18 protein-coding genes are annotated in these 16059 nt (G+C 51.8%); 8 read left to right on the forward strand and 10 right to left on the reverse strand.

Translation table 11 applies throughout. The features are described from left to right. Positions 1 to 57: 57 nt before the first annotated feature. Positions 58 to 753 (reverse strand): 2OG-Fe(II) oxygenase, encoded by a 696-nt coding sequence (locus tag AAC599_RS10355; RefSeq protein WP_340150321.1) that lies wholly within the window; start codon positions 751 to 753, stop codon positions 58 to 60. 141 nt (positions 754 to 894) lie between these two features. Here AAC599_RS10355 and AAC599_RS10360 point away from each other — a divergent pair, with 141 nt between their 5' ends. Next, the gene (locus tag AAC599_RS10360) at positions 895 to 1917 is read left to right on the forward strand and encodes an aldehyde reductase (protein ID WP_340150322.1); all 1023 of its coding nucleotides are present in this window, start codon (positions 895 to 897) and stop codon (positions 1915 to 1917) included. 21 nt (positions 1918 to 1938) lie between these two features. Beyond that, complete coding sequence (locus AAC599_RS10365) at positions 1939 to 2820, forward strand: DMT family transporter (protein ID WP_340150323.1); 882 nt, start codon at positions 1939 to 1941, stop codon at positions 2818 to 2820. Here AAC599_RS10365 and AAC599_RS10370 read toward each other — a convergent pair. Continuing rightward, the gene (locus AAC599_RS10370) at positions 2817 to 3536 is read right to left on the reverse strand and encodes a cell wall hydrolase (RefSeq protein ID WP_340150324.1); all 720 of its coding nucleotides are present in this window, start codon (positions 3534 to 3536) and stop codon (positions 2817 to 2819) included. The genes AAC599_RS10365 and AAC599_RS10370 overlap by 4 nt on opposite strands. A gap of 654 nt (positions 3537 to 4190) precedes the next feature. Here AAC599_RS10370 and AAC599_RS10375 point away from each other — a divergent pair. Then, the gene (locus AAC599_RS10375; RefSeq protein WP_340150325.1) at positions 4191 to 4511 is read left to right on the forward strand and encodes a metalloregulator ArsR/SmtB family transcription factor; all 321 of its coding nucleotides are present in this window, start codon (positions 4191 to 4193) and stop codon (positions 4509 to 4511) included. Positions 4512 to 4583: 72 nt separating this feature from the next. On the opposite strand, the gene AAC599_RS10380 is transcribed toward AAC599_RS10375, so the two are convergent. Beyond that, complete coding sequence (locus AAC599_RS10380) at positions 4584 to 5579, reverse strand: NADPH:quinone oxidoreductase family protein (RefSeq protein ID WP_340150326.1); 996 nt, start codon at positions 5577 to 5579, stop codon at positions 4584 to 4586. A gap of 120 nt (positions 5580 to 5699) precedes the next feature. Here AAC599_RS10380 and AAC599_RS10385 point away from each other — a divergent pair, with 120 nt between their 5' ends. Together AAC599_RS10385 and AAC599_RS10390 are read left to right on the forward strand one after the other, a co-directional pair. Further along, positions 5700 to 6449 carry a cytochrome c biogenesis protein CcdA gene (locus AAC599_RS10385; protein WP_340150327.1) on the forward strand — a complete coding sequence of 250 codons (750 nt, stop codon included), beginning with the start codon at positions 5700 to 5702 and terminating at the stop codon, positions 6447 to 6449. Positions 6450 to 6750: 301 nt separating this feature from the next. Further along, positions 6751 to 7443, forward strand: a complete 693-nt coding sequence (locus AAC599_RS10390) for an SOS response-associated peptidase (RefSeq protein ID WP_340150328.1) — start codon at positions 6751 to 6753, stop codon at positions 7441 to 7443. On the opposite strand, the gene AAC599_RS10395 is transcribed toward AAC599_RS10390, so the two are convergent. Continuing rightward, positions 7440 to 8345 (reverse strand): RNA polymerase factor sigma-32, encoded by a 906-nt coding sequence (locus AAC599_RS10395; RefSeq protein WP_340150329.1) that lies wholly within the window; start codon positions 8343 to 8345, stop codon positions 7440 to 7442. The two genes, AAC599_RS10390 and AAC599_RS10395, sit on opposite strands and share 4 nt — an antisense overlap. Before the next feature lie 193 nt (positions 8346 to 8538). After that, a complete protein-coding gene (locus AAC599_RS10400) occupies positions 8539 to 9783 on the reverse strand; it encodes an MFS transporter (protein WP_340150330.1) in 1245 nt (414 codons plus the stop codon). A gap of 195 nt (positions 9784 to 9978) precedes the next feature. Between AAC599_RS10400 and can the strand changes: the two genes are divergently transcribed. The 3 genes from can (at position 9979) to AAC599_RS10415 (ending at position 12784) form a co-directional block, all read left to right on the forward strand. Further along, positions 9979 to 10617 carry a carbonate dehydratase gene (gene can, locus AAC599_RS10405; protein ID WP_340150331.1) on the forward strand — a complete coding sequence of 213 codons (639 nt, stop codon included), beginning with the start codon at positions 9979 to 9981 and terminating at the stop codon, positions 10615 to 10617. A gap of 130 nt (positions 10618 to 10747) precedes the next feature. After that, positions 10748 to 11593, forward strand: a complete 846-nt coding sequence (locus AAC599_RS10410) for a MoxR family ATPase (protein WP_340150332.1) — start codon at positions 10748 to 10750, stop codon at positions 11591 to 11593. Positions 11594 to 11605: 12 nt separating this feature from the next. Then, entirely contained in the window at positions 11606 to 12784 is a 1179-nt protein-coding gene (locus AAC599_RS10415; protein WP_340150333.1) for a VWA domain-containing protein, read from the forward strand. 8 nt (positions 12785 to 12792) lie between these two features. Here the strand turns inward: AAC599_RS10415 and AAC599_RS10420 are convergent, their stop codons facing one another. The 5 genes from AAC599_RS10420 to AAC599_RS10440 form a co-directional block, all read right to left on the reverse strand. After that, complete coding sequence (locus AAC599_RS10420; RefSeq protein WP_340150334.1) at positions 12793 to 13599, reverse strand: class I SAM-dependent methyltransferase; 807 nt, start codon at positions 13597 to 13599, stop codon at positions 12793 to 12795. A 98-nt stretch (positions 13600 to 13697) separates the two neighbouring features. Then, positions 13698 to 14258, reverse strand: a complete 561-nt coding sequence (locus AAC599_RS10425) for a paraquat-inducible protein A (protein ID WP_340150335.1) — start codon at positions 14256 to 14258, stop codon at positions 13698 to 13700. A gap of 103 nt (positions 14259 to 14361) precedes the next feature. Beyond that, positions 14362 to 14799 (reverse strand): EamA family transporter, encoded by a 438-nt coding sequence (locus AAC599_RS10430; RefSeq protein WP_340150336.1) that lies wholly within the window; start codon positions 14797 to 14799, stop codon positions 14362 to 14364. Between the two features lie 55 nt (positions 14800 to 14854). Continuing rightward, positions 14855 to 15337: a MarR family transcriptional regulator gene (locus tag AAC599_RS10435; RefSeq protein WP_340150337.1), complete on the reverse strand. Its 483-nt coding sequence runs from the start codon at positions 15335 to 15337 to the stop codon at positions 14855 to 14857. Between the two features lie 45 nt (positions 15338 to 15382). Then, entirely contained in the window at positions 15383 to 15973 is a 591-nt protein-coding gene (locus AAC599_RS10440; protein WP_340150338.1) for a histidine phosphatase family protein, read from the reverse strand. Positions 15974 to 16059 lie beyond the last annotated feature (86 nt).

Raw genomic sequence — 16059 nt, forward strand, 5'->3', positions numbered from 1 at the left:
ATCGGTTGTCAAAACAAAATAAAGGCTGCAATCGACCGATCTTTTTCGTTCCCTGTGCTATTTCGCGTCATGGAAAATGATGCCGAGGGTGAAGCGTTGACCTTTGCGCACATCGCTTACCCCGTGCCGCATCGTAACGCGGGAAAATCGATTCTTGCCCGGTACCGGCCGTTGATTGACGGCGAAAATGACCGCATCGCCTTTTGAGAGCGGAACAATGCGCGCCCTGGATTGTTGCCGCGGACGCTGCTCTGTGAGAACAAACTCCCCACCCTCAAAATCCGAAGTCGGGTCACTAAGCAGGATGGCCATCTGCAACGGAAAGAGCAGCTCACCATATAGATCCTGATGCAGCCGGTTATAATCTCCCTCCCCGTATTTCAGGATTAACGGCGTCGGCCTTTTCTGTCCCGCCGCATGACATTGCGCTGTGTATTCGCCGAGTGTTTCGGGGAAGCGCTGATCAGTCCCCAGTTTGTCTTCCCAGCGGTTCGCAATCTTTGCGAGCGGAGGATAATATTCCTCCCGCAGTTCCGCCACCAGCGTTGGTAAGGGATAGTCAAAATATTTATACTCGCCCTGACCATAGCCATGGTGCTGCATAACAATATGACGCCGATAACGCGCATCTTCTTCGAAATCTTTGATCAAGGTGCGGCATTGTTCGGCCTGTAACAGTCCGGGAAGCATGACATAACCGTCACGATCCAGACTTTCGTCCGCCTTTTGCCAGTCGATACTCCCGCTTTTCATATCTCACTCCTTTGCCGCAGACATGAAAACAGTCTGCGTCGTTATCAGGGATAAGTCTTCCCAAAAAACGTGATGGATTTTTTTAAAGTAGACTGCGGAAAACTTCCCTATTGTAGGGATGTACTGATCAAGGAGAGAAGAATGAGGGAATCCACTCTGGTGACGGTAACCGGCGCATCAGGCTTTATCGCACTTCATACCATCTGCCTTTTGCTGCAGCAGGGGTATACCGTCCGCGGAACCCTGCGCGATCTCAGCCGGATGGAGAGTCTGGTCAAATCCCTCTCGCATCATTGCGATGTAACGAATCTGAGTTTCGTGAAAGCGGACCTGAATGACGACGCCGGCTGGGCTGGCGCCATGGTGGATGCGGACTATCTTCTACATATGGCCTCCCCCCTGCCGGCCGAGGCGCCCAAGGACGAGAACGACCTGATTGTTCCGGCCCGTGACGGAGCTCTCAGAGCAATAAAGGCCGCAGTCGATGCCGGGGTCAGGCGTATCGTCATGACGTCATCAATTGCTGCGGTCTCCGGCGGGCATGACAAGTCGGAAGCCCTCAATGAATCCCATTGGAGCGATACGGAAAAAGACATCGGCGCCTACCAGAAAAGCAAGACGATTGCGGAACGCGCATCCTGGGAATTTATCAACTCTCTCGCCGACGACAAGAAGCCGGAATTCTCCGTCATCAATCCGGGCTTTGTCCTGGGCCCCGTTATTGATTCGGATACCAGCGCGTCCCATGAAATCATCCGCCGAATCCTGGCGCGGGATGTTCCCGGCATTCCCAATATCGGCTTTAGTCTGGTTGATGTCCGTGATGTCGCTTCGGCGCATGTTACAGCGCTGACGCATAGGGCTGCGCCGGGAAAACGGTATATCTGCGTGGCCGAAGCCATGTCCTTTCGCGACATCGCCGCCTGCCTTAAAAAACATATGACGCCAAAAGGATATAAGGTTATACAGCGCCCTGTGCCGGATTGGCTTGTTCATTTCCTTGCGCTGTTCAGCCCGACATTCAAACTGGTAGTTTCCCGGCTTGGCCCGGCCACGAAATTCGATACCTCCCGCATTCGCGGGGATTTTGGCTGGAACCCTATGCAAATGACGCGATCCATCGAAGAAACCGCCGACAGCCTAATTGCGCATAAAATTGTCTGAGAACAACGAGAAAACAATAAAATGGCGAAAATTTCCCCACATCTCTACGGCATTCTGGTTACAGCGGCGGGCGTCCTCATTCTTTCGCCGGACGGTCTTCTGGTCCGCCTCATTGAAACGGATAGCGCAACGCTTCTGTTCTGGCGCGGTTTATTGTTCTCCCTCGGAATTTTCGGATTTTACTTTCTCAGGCACGGCTTCGGCATACGCGATACTGTTCGGGCCATGGGTCGGCGCGGATTGCTGGCGGCGGTCCTTTTCTGCCTGAGTACTATCTTCTTTGTCCTGGCGGTCACCCATACAAGTGTCGCCAATGCCCTCGTGATTATCTCAACGGCACCGCTTTTCGCCGCGCTGTTCTCCTGGCTGATACTGAAAGAATCAATCCTGCCATCAACCTGGATTGCCATCGCCATATGCACCGGCGGGATCAGTCTGATTTTCATGGGCAGCATCGGCGGTGGCAGCCGATATGGCGATCTTTCCGCTATTGTCTGTGCCTTTATGATCGCTGGCCAGATAACGACGGTGCGCCATGCCCGGAGTATTGATATGGTCCCCTCTCTCGGGTTCGCAGGGCTCCTTACCGCAATTCTCGCACTGCCCTTCGCGTCCCCGCTCGCAATCACCAGTTCTGATGTTACATATCTAATTCTGCTCGGCCTTGTTGTCTTACCCCTTGCTTTCGGGCTGATCACCGTCGGGCCGCGCTATATATCCGCACCGGAAGTCAGCCTGCTGATGCTGTTAGAGAGTATTTTCGGCTCTCTCTGGGTTTGGCTTGTGCTGGATGAAATGCCCCGCCCGGAGACTCTGGGGGGCGGGGCTGTGGTTATCACCACATTGATCATCCATACAGCGATAGCCTATCACCGGAGGCAGCGTAGCGTTGCCGCAGGCTAGATAGCTTCTTCCCGATAGAAAATATGGCTGCCGACCTGACCGAGCTTGCTTAAATGCGCGCTCCATCTCGGGGAAACATAAGCTGCATGATAATGGGTTGCGCGTTTTGCAACGCCGCTACGCTCGCCTTTCATCACCAGCGCAACTACCTTAAGAGATTTTTCCCAGGCACCAGCATTTTTCGGGCGATCGGACAATCCATCACAGGCGAAGGAGAACTGGCATTTATTCCGCAGATGCTGGTTTTGGAACACGACGTCACAGGCCGTATCCGGGTACCGTGGATCCACAATGCGGTTCAGGATAACCTCAGCAATGGCTACCTGACCGACAAGAGGCTCGCTCCGGGCCTCAAAATAGACCGCCTGAGCGAGACACATTTCTTCGCGGGTGAATACGCGGCCGAACAGATCGACCGATTTCAAGTTCTTATCCAGATTATCGCCGAGGGGCATATCAAGGTTGGGAAGAGTAATGGCCGAACCTGAAACCGTCTTTAATTCGGCGAACTTCTTGTCCAGCCGCATCAGGTTTGCATGCTTTATCGCACCGGAATAGGCGACATTATCCATCGGTTTGGCAGAAGCGCCGATTTGAAACAGAAGGCCAAAGCCAACGATTACTGCAGCCATGATGCTGAGCGCGCCCAAGGCGAGGCCAAGTTCATGAGACCGGGTATTTTCCATCGAAATCTCGTCGTTCCGTGGGTTTTGCATCGTCACTTTTCCATCACTATGTAAATTGCAAAGCTGCATTATCAGGACTGATTCCTGCTGTCTGGCGAATCTATCAAACTGACTAATCCGCCCTCATCCCCCTTTTACGGGACGCGCCCTAATTTATTTTACCTTCTGTTAACTATAGATCGTGATTGCTGGTTAATAAATTCTTGTCACTCGGTAACATTATAATTCCGATAAGGCCGAAAAAGATCAGCCAAATCATTTAGTTAAGATATTAACACTTGCCTTGAAATCAATGGGTCCGGTTGCCAACAGTTTTATCCCCCAAATGAGGTATATGATCCAACTCAGCAAATTCGCTTGAATCTCATAATGCCAGTTTAACCGGACGGGAGGTTTCATATCAGAGATTAACGTAATATTCAAGATTTTGCCGCAAGGAGCCCTTCTGCGGGGGAAATCAAACGCAAGATTCGTCAGGTCGACGTGAGTCCGGAAGAGAGATAAAGCAAGAAAAACTAACAAAAACTGTGCATTAGCTGCCTAAAATTTATGCTCGCTGCTTATAAATTAGAGTTTCACATATTTTTGTTGTTATTTTAAACTGTTTTGCTTGCATCAATTAGACTAATTGATATATCAGCTAATGAGAATTTTAAATTTGAACAAAAGTGTATGGTTTTATTGATGAATATGATGCCGCTACAGAATAAGGCGAATGACGCCAGCCGTTTTTTAAAGGCCATTTCAAATAAGCACCGTCTTCTCATTTTGTGTAATCTTGTCGATGCAGAACGCTCTGTCGGCGAGCTTGAAGAGATAGTTGGCTTGAGCCAGTCCGCATTATCTCAGCATCTTGCCAGACTCCGCAAGGAAGATGTTGTAAAGACACGACGAGAGGCGCAGACAATCTATTATTCATTGCAGGATGAAAATGTTGTCGATGTTCTGCGGTTGCTGGAGAATATCTTTATCGGTGATTCGACGAATCTCGCTGAAGTCGCCTGAAGAATCATAGCTAGACAGTCGTATCCTTATCCTGACCGGTTTATACAGTCTGTCAGGGCATGCTGCGCGTCTTCAAGTATCGATCAGGACCACCTGTTTTCCTGCTATCCCCCGGCTTTCCATGGACGCAAGCGCCTCAGAAATCTGATTGAGGGGCCAGCTTTTGCCTATGATCGGCTTCAAATCCTTCTCCTCGGCAATACGCCGGAGGGCGATTGCTGCTCGTTGACCGGCTGCGGGATCGCGGCGACCGAATTCACCGGCACGTACCCCGATAACGGAGCACCCCCGCGCGACCGCCAGATCCGCCTTCAACACGCCAAATTCTCCGCTGGCGAACCCGGCAACCAGAAGACGGCCGGCCCAGGCGATACAATCAAGACTTTGCTCAAAGAACTTTCCGCCGACCGGATCGAGGATCACATCGGCTCCGTGACCTTTCGTAATTTCCTGAACTCGCTTCGGAAAATTCTCCTCGCTGTAATTGATGAGATAATCCGCACCGCTGGCTTTCGCGATATCCAGCTTTTCCTGCGAACTCGCGGCGGCAATAACGGTTGCGCCGAGAGCCTTGCCAAGAGTGACTGTCGCTTGCCCGACGCCGCCCCCTGCGCCCAACACCAGAAGCGTCTCCTCCGCCTTTAAAGTGCCCCGCTCCGCCAGCGAGACATAGGCCGTGAGGAAGGTTACCGAGAAGGCGGCTGCCTGCTCAAAAGTAAGATTGGTTGGCATCGGCTCCAACTGATGAGCGGATGCAATTGCATGGCTCGCAAAGGCGCCCGTCTTGCTTTTATAAAGCACGGCATCCCCTGCCTTAAAAGGGGCTTCGGGATCCCTGGATTCTTCGACAATTCCCACCCCCTCCATACCGAGGATAAACGGCAACTCCGGTTTGAACTGATACTTTCCATAGGTCATCAGAAGGTCTGGGAAATTCAGCGCCGCCGCTTTCAGGCGGATACGGAGTTGCCCGGGCTCAAGCAACGGCAACGGAATCTGTTCAAGTTTTACTGCGCCCGGGCCGTCGAGCACACGGCAAAGAGCATGGGTCGCAAATCTCTCGGTCATATTGTCGCAGTCCCTGTCATTAGTCCGCTTTACAGAGCAATATACAATCTTGTGACTGGATTGCACCGAACAAAAGAGGTAACTCTGGCGGGGCTCCTGACAAAGCGAGGTCAATTGGGAATGGCGGGTTTGGAAGTATCGTATTTTGCGGCGGCCGGTGGCGGGCTGATCAGTTTCCTGAGCCCTTGCGTCCTGCCTCTGGTCCCGGCCTACCTGTGCCTGATTGCTGGCACCAGTCTGGAAGAACTGACTGACGCTGAAAATGCCGGCAATGCTAAGGGTATAAACTGGCGGGTTGTTGCCCTATCCCTGATATTCGTCGCCGGTTTTTCAACGGTTTTCGTCCTTCTCGGGGCGTCCGCCTCCTACATAAATCGCCTGATTATTGAACATCTTGATATTTTATCGAAGATCGCGGGCGCCATCATAATCATTTTCGGCATCCACATGACGGGATTACTGCGTATTCCGCTGCTTTATCGGGAAGCACGCTTTAATGATATCGAAAAGCCGCAAAACTGGTTCGGGGCCTATGTCATCGGGCTTGCCTTCGGATTTGGATGGACCCCTTGCATCGGGCCAATTCTCGGGACGATTCTAGCGATTGCCGCCAGCGAAAGTTCGCTTGGGTACGGGGTCAGCCTGCTTGGCGTCTATTCGCTCGGCCTTGGTATTCCGTTCATTCTAGCCGCCTTCGCCATCAACCGCTTCCTTGTTTTCATGCGGGGATTTCGCCGTTATTTCAAAATGATCGAAATCGGAACCGGGGTGATACTGATCGCAACAGGTCTACTCATCTTCACCGGACAGTTCCAGATACTCGCCTACTGGTTTCTGGAACTTTTCCCAAGTCTCGCTAACCTCGGCTAGCATCCCTACAGAATGAAAGGGATCAACCCCAGAAAGCAGACCAACATTGCCGCGAGGAACCACGCCGCCTTAACCTCATCACCCATCTTCTTCATCCTTCAAGTATGAACCGCTTATCAAGCGTTTTCCTTGGCAGATCCATCAACTTTCAATAGTCTGCTGTCTTGATGGGGAAATATATATCCTGTGAATCCGATCAAGGGATTTGTCCCTGAAAAAGCCGGTTCAAGCCTTAAAATGGGATAAACTGTAGCCTCGGTCACAGTGAGACGAAAATATAAACCGCAAAAAGGATAAGGTGATGTGCGGCCGTTTCAGTCTAACAAGTTCGACAGAAGCCATGCAGAGCCTTTTCGGCTTTTCGGAACGTCCCAACCTCGCGCCACGATATAACATTGCGCCAACAACAAATATTTCCGCTATCCGGCTTGAAGAAGGAGAAGAAGGGCACAAGCCCCATCACTTCTTCGCTCACTGGGGACTTATTCCTTCCTGGGCCAAGTCACCGGAGTTCAGCGCGCGCATGATAAATGCCAGAAGCGAGACGGTTGCCGAGAAGCCGGCATTTCGCGCAGCTTATAAAAGCCGCCGCTGCCTTATCCCGGCCAACAGCTTTTTTGAGTGGCAGAAAACAGGCAAGAGCACGAAGCAGCCCTGGCTAATCGGAATTGCCGACATGCCGCTTTTCGCTTTCGCAGGGCTATGGGAAAGCTGGATCTCACCGGATGGAGAAAAGATCAAGAGCTGTACAATACTGACAACGACAGCGGCAAAAAGCATCGAATTTATCCATCCCCGTATGCCCGTCATCCTCGACACATCAGACCATGACGCCTGGCTAAATGGTAAAGGGGGAGAAGATCTGCTCAAGCCATTCGCGGCGGACAGGATGCAGTTCTATGAAGTCTCCAGCCGTGTCGGCAATGTCCGAAACGATGATGAAAATCTGATTGAGCCCACAGACAAAACCGGGACACAGGGACGGTTATTTTAAGATATTTGTTTCCTGTCTGATTCAAGCGCCGGATTTCGGTTCGCTTCCCGGCTGATACGGACAACCGAATGGCGCAACTTCTCGAAAGCCTTATGTTCGATCTGTCGGACGCGCTCCTTTGTAATTCCAAGACGGTTTCCCAGTACTTCGAGGGTCGTCTTGTCGTCCTGAAGCCGTCTTTCGCGGATGATGACCTGCTCCCGGTCCGTCAGTTCCTGGAGAGCCGTTTCCAGCCAACTTGATCGGGCTGCACCATCGATGTTGCGCATCGTATTCTCTTCCGGTGACGGATTGGTATCAGGGAGAAAATCCTCGATACTGTCATCCCCCTCCTGCCCCACGGGCGCATTCAGGGACTGATCCCGGCTAGAAAGACGGTTCGCCATGTTTTCAACATCGGAAATGCCGATTTTCAGCTTTTTAGAGATGGAAATCAGTGTTTCGGTAGAGAAGGCAGAATCATCCATATTCTGGATTTTTGCCCGCAGCCAACGCAGATTGAAAAACAGCGATTTCTGGGAGGCGCTGGTCCCGGACCGCACGATTGACCAATTCCGCAGGACATAATCCTGCATCGCCGACTTGATCCACCAACTGGCATAGGTTGAAAAGCGAATTTCACGTTCCGGCTCAAACTTGAAGGCCGCCTGCATCAGGCCGATGTTGCCCTCCTGAACGAGATCGCTCATGGAAAGGCCGTAATTCCGGAACTTTGACGCCATCGAAACAACAAGGCGCATGTAGGCGGAAACCAGCTCATGCAGAGCCTTCTCGTCCCCTTCCTTTCGCCAGAGATATGCAAGTTCGAATTCCCTCTCCCGCGATAGCATCGGAATGGACATTGCGGTCGAGACAAAGGCGCGGTTGCGCTTCTGAGAATTTACTGTCTCCTGCTTGTTCATGTGATCTTCCTCCCACTTGATTGGGCCGCATGCGGACGGCGTGGAACTGGGCGCACATTGTAATCGTTCTAATTTAAGACTTTTTTAAATAATTTTCAATCCCCCTAGCTGATCACTGACGAAAATGTGATCAGCCCTGTATGTCTGTCTTTTGTATCCGAAAACTGTGTTGGAATGATGACAGGCTGAAATTTCAGCGATCTATCCGGGCGAAAAGTGACTTTTCGGAAGAGCCGGAATAGATCACAAGGGCGACAACCAGCAAGCCCGCGACCATCAGGAAGGATGTCTCATATCCTGTCTCCCCGTTCACCGAGAGAACCCAACCGAATAGCGACTGCATGAACCCGACACCCATGATGCTGATCAGGTTCAGGGTCGAGTTGGCCCGGCCGACAAGATAATCCGGGAATGAGTTTCGGCAGTGGGCGCCCAGGACAACATAATATTGCTGGATAAAGGCGATATAGACAAAAAGGCAGGCGATGGACCAGAGCGGAAGATCATCAACGAGGCCAAGAATGCTAAAGGCGACAAGCTCGGTCAGCACAGCGGTTATGATGATTTTCTTGCGGCTTCTGAAAATACGGTCGAGTGGGCCGAAAAACAGTGCCCCAATCGGGACAACAACCGTCATCAGGAACAGGATCTGCCCCCGCTCCACTCCATCGAGGCCATAATTCTTCTCAAGGTACGGTCCGCCCCACATGCCAAGTATCGCAACTGCCGGACCGTAGGAGACAAAGCCCATGGCAAGAAGATTAAAGAATTTCGGATGCAGCAGAACCTCGCCATATCCGCGAATACTTTGCCCGATGGTGACGGGCGTTGCCTCGTCACGCTTATACTTGGGCGGGACATCCTGGATGATGTAGACACCAATTACCAACACCAGGAAGGTAAGGCTGCCAATCACAATAAAGGGGCTGCGCCAGCCATAGTGCTCAATAATATAGGCGAGCGGGCCCGATGCCATTATGCCGCCGAAGCTGGACGCCGCCAGCAGCCAGGATGCCAATGTCGCAAATTTCGTAGGCGGGAACCATTTTGCGAACAAGACATAGGACGACATCATAATGGCGGAATACCCTACCCCGATAAGGATACGCGCCGCCACGACTTCATGGAGACTTGTCGCAATAGCGAGCATGAGTGACCCGACAACGCCCAAGCTTGTGATCATGGGAAGAATGATGCGCGGGCCGAACCGATCGAGCGCCATGCCGGTCGGCACCTGAACCAGCGCCGACGCAAAAAACAGGACAGCCGCTGCTATGCCGAGGTTTTCAACGGCAATACCGAGATCATTGGCGACGGGAAGCATGACAACCCCGCCAGAATAGCGGTGGAACTGCCCCAGGCCGAACAACACAGCACAAACGAGGAATATGTATATTGCACGTCGTTTGACAGCAGGAGGTCTGGATTCCGGGGGCATACAGATTTCTGACTATTATTATTGTTGCCATAACGCTCCGTCCAAACGGTTCATTTGTCAATTCATTTAGCCAAAATTCCGAGACTACTCTCTCTCAATAAAGAGTTTCCCTAGCCGGATTTTATGTTAAATAGTCGCCCGTGTGCGGGGTACGGGGCCCGAATCGATACATGGAACGTTACAAGGAACCGGTTGATGGAAGATTTTAAGAAAGTATTCGAGAAAAACAAGGCTTGGGCGGCCAACACCACGGCATCGGATCCCGAATTTTTCTCCCGCCTCGCCCATCAGCAAACACCTGAGCATCTCTGGATCGGCTGTTCTGACAGCCGCGTTCCCGCCAACCAGATCATGGACCTCCCACCGGGCGAGGTGTTCGTGCACCGTAATATTGCCAATATCGTTGTCCCTTCAGACCTCAACTGTCTTTCCGTCCTGCAATATGCCATCGAGGTATTGAAAGTCCGGCATGTTATTGTCTGCGGCCACTATGGCTGTGGAGGTATCGCAGCAGCCATGTCGTCCCAGAAAAACGGCATGATCGATAATTGGCTCAGGCATATCCGGACAACCGCCCGCATATACAACGACCTGATAGAAAAAGCGGCAACACAGCAAGAAAAGACCGATCTTCTCTGCGAACTCAACGTCATCGAACAGGTGCAGAACGTCTGCGCCACGACGATCGTCCAGGATGCCTGGGACAGGGGACAGAAATTTGCCGTCCACGGCATCATCTACTCAGTGAAGAACGGACTGCTGAAAGATCTTCTGCACTGTGAAGCGGGCAACAAGGTAACCCACGGCGCAGACTTCCCTGCTGTTTTGAAATAACCGGGCAATTTGCGCCTCGCTAAATTGACTTTTTGTCAAATAGCTTGATCAAACCGCCTGCGGGGCTTATTTTCCAATAAATAGCGCCTCCGCAATCCATAGAAAAAGAAAAAGAAAACGAGAGTACGGCATGAAATTTACAGGTACCGATACTTATGTGGCAACGGAAGATCTGATGATCGCCGTCAATGCCGCCATGACACTGCAGCGTCCCCTTCTCATCAAGGGAGAGCCCGGCACCGGCAAGACCGTGCTGGCCCAGGAAGTGGCGAAAGCCCTTAGCAAGCAGTTTATTGAATGGAACATCAAATCCACCACCAAGGCCCAGCAGGGCCTCTATGAATATGATGCCGTGTCCCGCCTGCGCGATTCACAGCTCGGCGACGACAAGGTGCATGATATTTCCAATTACATCCGCCCCGGCAAGATGTGGGAAGCCTTCACCGCCAAAGAAAGCCCGATTCTTCTGATCGACGAGATCGACAAGGCGGATATCGAGTTTCCGAACGACCTGTTGCAGGAACTCGACCGGATGGAATTCTTTGTCTATGAGACGCAGGAGACGATCAAGGCCAAGCACCGGCCACTGGTGATCATCACCTCGAACAATGAAAAGGAACTGCCGGACGCTTTCCTGCGTCGCTGCTTCTTCCACTACATCAGCTTCCCTGATACGGAAACGATGGAGAAAATCGTCGAAGTCCATCACCCCGATGCCAAGCAGGAGCTTGTCCGTGATGCGCTGAAAGTTTTCTTTGATGTCCGCGAAACGCCGGGTCTCAAGAAGAAGCCGTCCACCAGCGAACTGCTCGATTGGCTGAAACTGCTGATGAGTGAAGACCTGCCCGAAGATGTGCTTCGCTCCAAAGATCCGTCCAAGCTTATTCCGCCGCTTCATGGCGCCTTACTCAAGAACGAGCAGGACGTGCATCTGTTTGAACGGCTCGCTTTCCTGTCCCGCCGCGAGCAACGCTAGGATAACGCGGCCATGTTTACGCAATTCTTCTTCACGCTAAAGGAGGCCTCAGTTCCCGTTACCCTACGGGAGTATCTGACCCTGATCGAGGCGCTCAAGGCGGGGTGCGCGGAATATTCGGTAAATGATTTTTACTATCTCGCTCGTGCAACGCTGGTGAAGGACGAAAAGAACCTCGACAAGTTCGACCAGGTGTTCGGACATTGCTTTAACGGTATCGAGTTTATTGCCGAAGATCAAACCGTTGAAATCCCGGATGAATGGCTCAAAAAACTGGCCGAGCTCTCCCTCACCGATGAGGAGAAGGCACAGGTCGAGGCCATGGGCGGCTGGGAAAAGCTGATGGAAACGCTGCAGGAACGCCTGAAAGAACAGGAAAAGCGTCACCAGGGCGGCAATAAATGGATCGGTACCGCGGGCAAATCCCCTTTTGGCGCCTATGGCTACAATCCTGAGGGCGTGCGCATTGGCCAAAAAGAGAGCCGCAACCGCAAGGCCGTCAAGGTCTGGGACAAACGTGAGTATAAAAACCTCGATGACAGTGTCGAGCTCGGCACCCGGAATATCAAGGTCGCCATGAAACGGCTGCGGCAGTTCGCCCGCGAAGGCGCGGCGGAGGAGCTGGACCTCGACGACACCATCCGGTCAACAGCACGGAACGCGGGTTTTCTCGATCTTAAAATGCGGCCCGAGCGGCACAACACGGTCAAGGTCCTGATCCTGTTCGACATCGGCGGGTCGATGGACGATCATATCAAGGCCTGCGAGGAGCTGTTCTCAGCCGCGCGCAGCGAGTTCAAGCATCTGGAGTTCTATTACTTCCATAATTGCGTTTATGAAAAGCTCTGGAAGGAAAACAGCCGTCGCCACACGTCCTTTATGCCGACTTGGGATGTGCTACATACCTACCCTGCCGATTACAAGCTGATTATCGTTGGGGACGCAACCATGAGCCCCTATGAGATTGCCTATGCCGGCGGGAGTGTCGAGCATTGGAACGAAGAAGCCGGGCAAGCCTGGATGGAACGGCTGCTCGGCATTTACAGCAAAGCGGTCTGGCTTAATCCGGTACCAGAGAAATATTGGGACTATACCCCGTCTGTCCAGATGATGAAGCAACTGATGACCGACAGGATGTTCCCGCTCACAATAGGCGGGCTCGAAGCCGCCATGAAAGAGCTAAGCCGATAAAATATAATTTAACCGGTTTTTCTCAGAATATCAGAATTGCTGAGCCGAATGAAGACAAGCCATTTTCCGCCAAAAGACTTCGACATCCGGTGAAATTCCTGGCTTTTTTCAAGCACATTATGATGCATGGGATTATTGTAGAGGAAGTATACTGGTTCCTCGATATCACGAAGATCCTCTGAAATTCGGTCCAGCACCTTTTGCAGAACCTCCGGGCCGAAAGAATTATAGACATAAATAACATGGGGCGCGTTCGGCAGGGAGTAGCTCGCCGCATCGCCATGCACGGAGGTAAGCGCGCCAGCGCGGATCATATGTCGTTGCTTCATCTCGGCAATATTTCTCATCGCCGTCTGATGTAAGGCGCCGCTTATCTCAACGCCTGTTACCGACTTGAAGGGATAACGGGCGGCGGCGGCCAGAATAGCGCCCTTTCCCGATCCATAATCGACAAAATGATAGGCCGGATAATCTACATGGAGGCGTTCCAGGACATGCCGGAATTCATAATCCGATGCCGCCTCGTACCGGCAGGCGGAAGCACGGACCTCATCCGGAATATCCATCACGGCTGTCTCGACGATACCATCCGTATCCAATCCACTCTCCCTCAGGTTCTGCTTGTTGAAGCGGTATTCCTGCAGGAGGGGAATTTTGGCTCTGGCGCAGAAATTGGCGGCAAGACCCAGAAAGGTCATGATTGGCCCGCGATATTTCAAATTGACAAGCAAGGTTCGAAGATTGCGCAGGATCTGATAATGCTCAACCTCAAGGCCGGGATAGCGGGCTGTCTTAGTGAACACAAATTTTAACACCGGATACACCTATTGCATTAACAAAACTACTATCAAAATTTAAAACTGATATAACTTACCGAACTCTTAAAGTATCCGGAAAAAGTGTTAACTTTCTTTTAGTCCACATCCTCCTCGATCTCAACGAATTGCACCGCATTAATCAGAGGTTGAAGTCTTGCAGCCACGAGTTTTTGAAGTGCCAGCGAGACAACAAGATAGTAAACCGCAAGATGCAGAGTCGTACCTTCTCCTGACTGCACGGCAAAATATATGAAGATCAACACGAGGCCGAGGAGCATCAGCCAAAGACGGCCAAGCTGACGCAGCAATCGCGATTTACGAAGAAACTTGGCGTCCGCCAATTCATGCCTATACCAAAGATCGAATGCCGTCGAGAGCAGAAGAATTGGCAGGATAATCGTAAGGACAGCGATCAGCACGGCCAGACCACCCTGCCCGCTCTTCAGCAATTCCGGCAATGCCGTCAGCAGCGAATAGCGGCCCTCCAGCCCCAAAAATCCCACCGTCGTTATCATTGGTTGCGTTATCGCAAGACCAAGCAGCGCTGCAGAGACAATGAGCAAAACGCCAAGATATCTGTCGCTTCCCTTTGCATATTTAGAAATCGTCTGGCGGTCCGGTCGCCCGATCAATATCCGTTCAACAACCCAATGCATCAGGCTATTCCCTCTCACTCCCTGTGTTTGGTTTGCTTATACACATTTGAATGATGAGCGAGAAACCGAAAAACCAGCTTGGCCGCATATTATTGTGCCATTTCTAGCTGACAGAGATGAGAATGGCTCCGCCCGCAATCATCCCGACGCCAATCCAGGCTGGGCCCGAGAGGCTTTCTCCTAGAAATATGGACGCTATTATCGCGACAAAAATAACACTCAACTTGTCGACGGGTGCCACTTGGGACGCTTTGCCAATTTGCAGAGCCCGAAAGTAACAAAGCCAGGATAAGCCGGTTGCCAGACCCGACAGGACGAGAAATATAAAAGACTTGCCAGATACTTTATCAATGGGCTGAAACTCGCCCGTATAGAGGAGAAATAATGCCAGCGCAAAAACGATCACGATCGTTCGCAGGAAAGTCGCAAAATTTGAGTTGATGTCGCTCACTCCGACTTTCGCCAGGATGGCTGTCAATGCGGCAAAGATGGCGGCAAGCAATGCCCAGAACTGCCAGTATCCGGAATAATTCATACTCATTCTCACACCTCCGGCGTTTTATCAGAGACGTCTATGAACAATAGCCCGAATAGAGTCAGCTGATCTTTTTCAACAACCTTAGAAAGACTTCCTGCTCTTCAGCGGATAGCGGCTCAAGCGTGTCATCAGTGATATCAAAACCATAGGGGATAATATCCTCCGTCAGCTTCCGCCCCTCATCTGTCAAGCGCAGGAGCATCCGGCGGCGGTCTGTCTCGTCAGGCCGTATCTGTACCAACCCGCGATCGATCAACCGACGTGTTACTCCCTGTATCGTCGCGGGGTCCATCGCCGTCAGACGCCCCAGATGATTTTGCGAAAGTTCCCCCTCGTCCCTCAGCTTTACAAGAGCTGCGAACTGGGTCGGTGTGATCTGCTCATGCCCCATGTAGGACTGGAAGATAGCGCTGGCGCGTTGATGCGCCCGGCGCAGCAGATGCCCAATGTGCATCTCAACGTGATAATCATCGATTGAACGCCCCGTCTCCTCCTCGGGTTTCGAAGAATTCGCATACACCATATCTGCTATTGTTTCCATATCATGGATCCGGATGATAACCTGCCAAAGGAGAGCCGAACGCGGTTATTTTACGACTGTAACAGCTTCCCGCCCTTTTTCAACGACACTCATTCCGTCCGTCGAAACCCGTATTTTCGTGACGGAGCAATGATCGGGTCGAAAAACAATCACGTTCTCGCTCTTGTCAATCGCCCCGATGATCGCATTGATAACGACAAAATGAGTTACAAAAACAGCATCTTGCTCCTGACCCGATGTAAAATCGAGAATGGCCGATCGCCAGTTGTTCAGTTTTTCGGATTGTTCTTGCCATGTTCCCGCCATTACGCGGGTCAGCCAGCGACGTCGATCCCCAAAATCAACGCCCTCGGACGGCACTTCAGATAATTCCGGCGTGATAATCGCTTCCTTTTGCCAAAGCCCGGCAAGTGGCTCCACCGTTTCCCTGGTGCGGCAAAGTGGGCTGCAAAATAGATTGGAAACCGGAAGTTCATTGAATAAACGGTCTGCCATTTGCGTTGCCTGAACAGCCCCGCGCTCACTCAGTCCCGGGTCAAGGGCATTATCCCAAGAACCGGCAGCCTCACCATGGCGAACCAAATAAATTGTTGCAGTCACACGCGCTCCTTCCACGTCGAAACAGGCCTTTTCCACAGATTATCGCGGAAGCGCACTAAAAACCACATCATAAACGGGAAATTTATAACACTCCAACGGCAGTCGCCAAAAACAGCCGAAAC

Source organism: uncultured Sneathiella sp., from assembly GCF_963976355.1.
In the GTDB taxonomy this organism is placed as follows: domain Bacteria; phylum Pseudomonadota; class Alphaproteobacteria; order Sneathiellales; family Sneathiellaceae; genus Sneathiella.

Coding starts and splice junctions, on each gene's coding strand:
- AAC599_RS10425 (WP_340150335.1), bottom strand. CDS start 14,258: ATGCATTGGGTTGTTGAACGGATATTGATCGGGCGACCGGACCGCCAG.
- AAC599_RS10430 (WP_340150336.1), bottom strand. CDS start 14,799: ATGAGTATGAATTATTCCGGATACTGGCAGTTCTGGGCATTGCTTGCC.
- AAC599_RS10380 (WP_340150326.1), bottom strand. CDS start 5,579: ATGACCGAGAGATTTGCGACCCATGCTCTTTGCCGTGTGCTCGACGGC.
- AAC599_RS10355 (WP_340150321.1), bottom strand. CDS start 753: ATGAAAAGCGGGAGTATCGACTGGCAAAAGGCGGACGAAAGTCTGGAT.
- AAC599_RS10390 (WP_340150328.1), top strand. CDS start 6,751: ATGTGCGGCCGTTTCAGTCTAACAAGTTCGACAGAAGCCATGCAGAGC.
- AAC599_RS10395 (WP_340150329.1), bottom strand. CDS start 8,345: ATGAACAAGCAGGAGACAGTAAATTCTCAGAAGCGCAACCGCGCCTTT.
- AAC599_RS10375 (WP_340150325.1), top strand. CDS start 4,191: ATGAATATGATGCCGCTACAGAATAAGGCGAATGACGCCAGCCGTTTT.
- AAC599_RS10400 (WP_340150330.1), bottom strand. CDS start 9,783: ATGCCCCCGGAATCCAGACCTCCTGCTGTCAAACGACGTGCAATATAC.
- AAC599_RS10385 (WP_340150327.1), top strand. CDS start 5,700: ATGGCGGGTTTGGAAGTATCGTATTTTGCGGCGGCCGGTGGCGGGCTG.
- can (WP_340150331.1), top strand. CDS start 9,979: ATGGAAGATTTTAAGAAAGTATTCGAGAAAAACAAGGCTTGGGCGGCC.
- AAC599_RS10360 (WP_340150322.1), top strand. CDS start 895: ATGAGGGAATCCACTCTGGTGACGGTAACCGGCGCATCAGGCTTTATC.
- AAC599_RS10410 (WP_340150332.1), top strand. CDS start 10,748: ATGAAATTTACAGGTACCGATACTTATGTGGCAACGGAAGATCTGATG.
- AAC599_RS10435 (WP_340150337.1), bottom strand. CDS start 15,337: ATGGAAACAATAGCAGATATGGTGTATGCGAATTCTTCGAAACCCGAG.
- AAC599_RS10415 (WP_340150333.1), top strand. CDS start 11,606: ATGTTTACGCAATTCTTCTTCACGCTAAAGGAGGCCTCAGTTCCCGTT.
- AAC599_RS10365 (WP_340150323.1), top strand. CDS start 1,939: ATGGCGAAAATTTCCCCACATCTCTACGGCATTCTGGTTACAGCGGCG.
- AAC599_RS10370 (WP_340150324.1), bottom strand. CDS start 3,536: ATGCAAAACCCACGGAACGACGAGATTTCGATGGAAAATACCCGGTCT.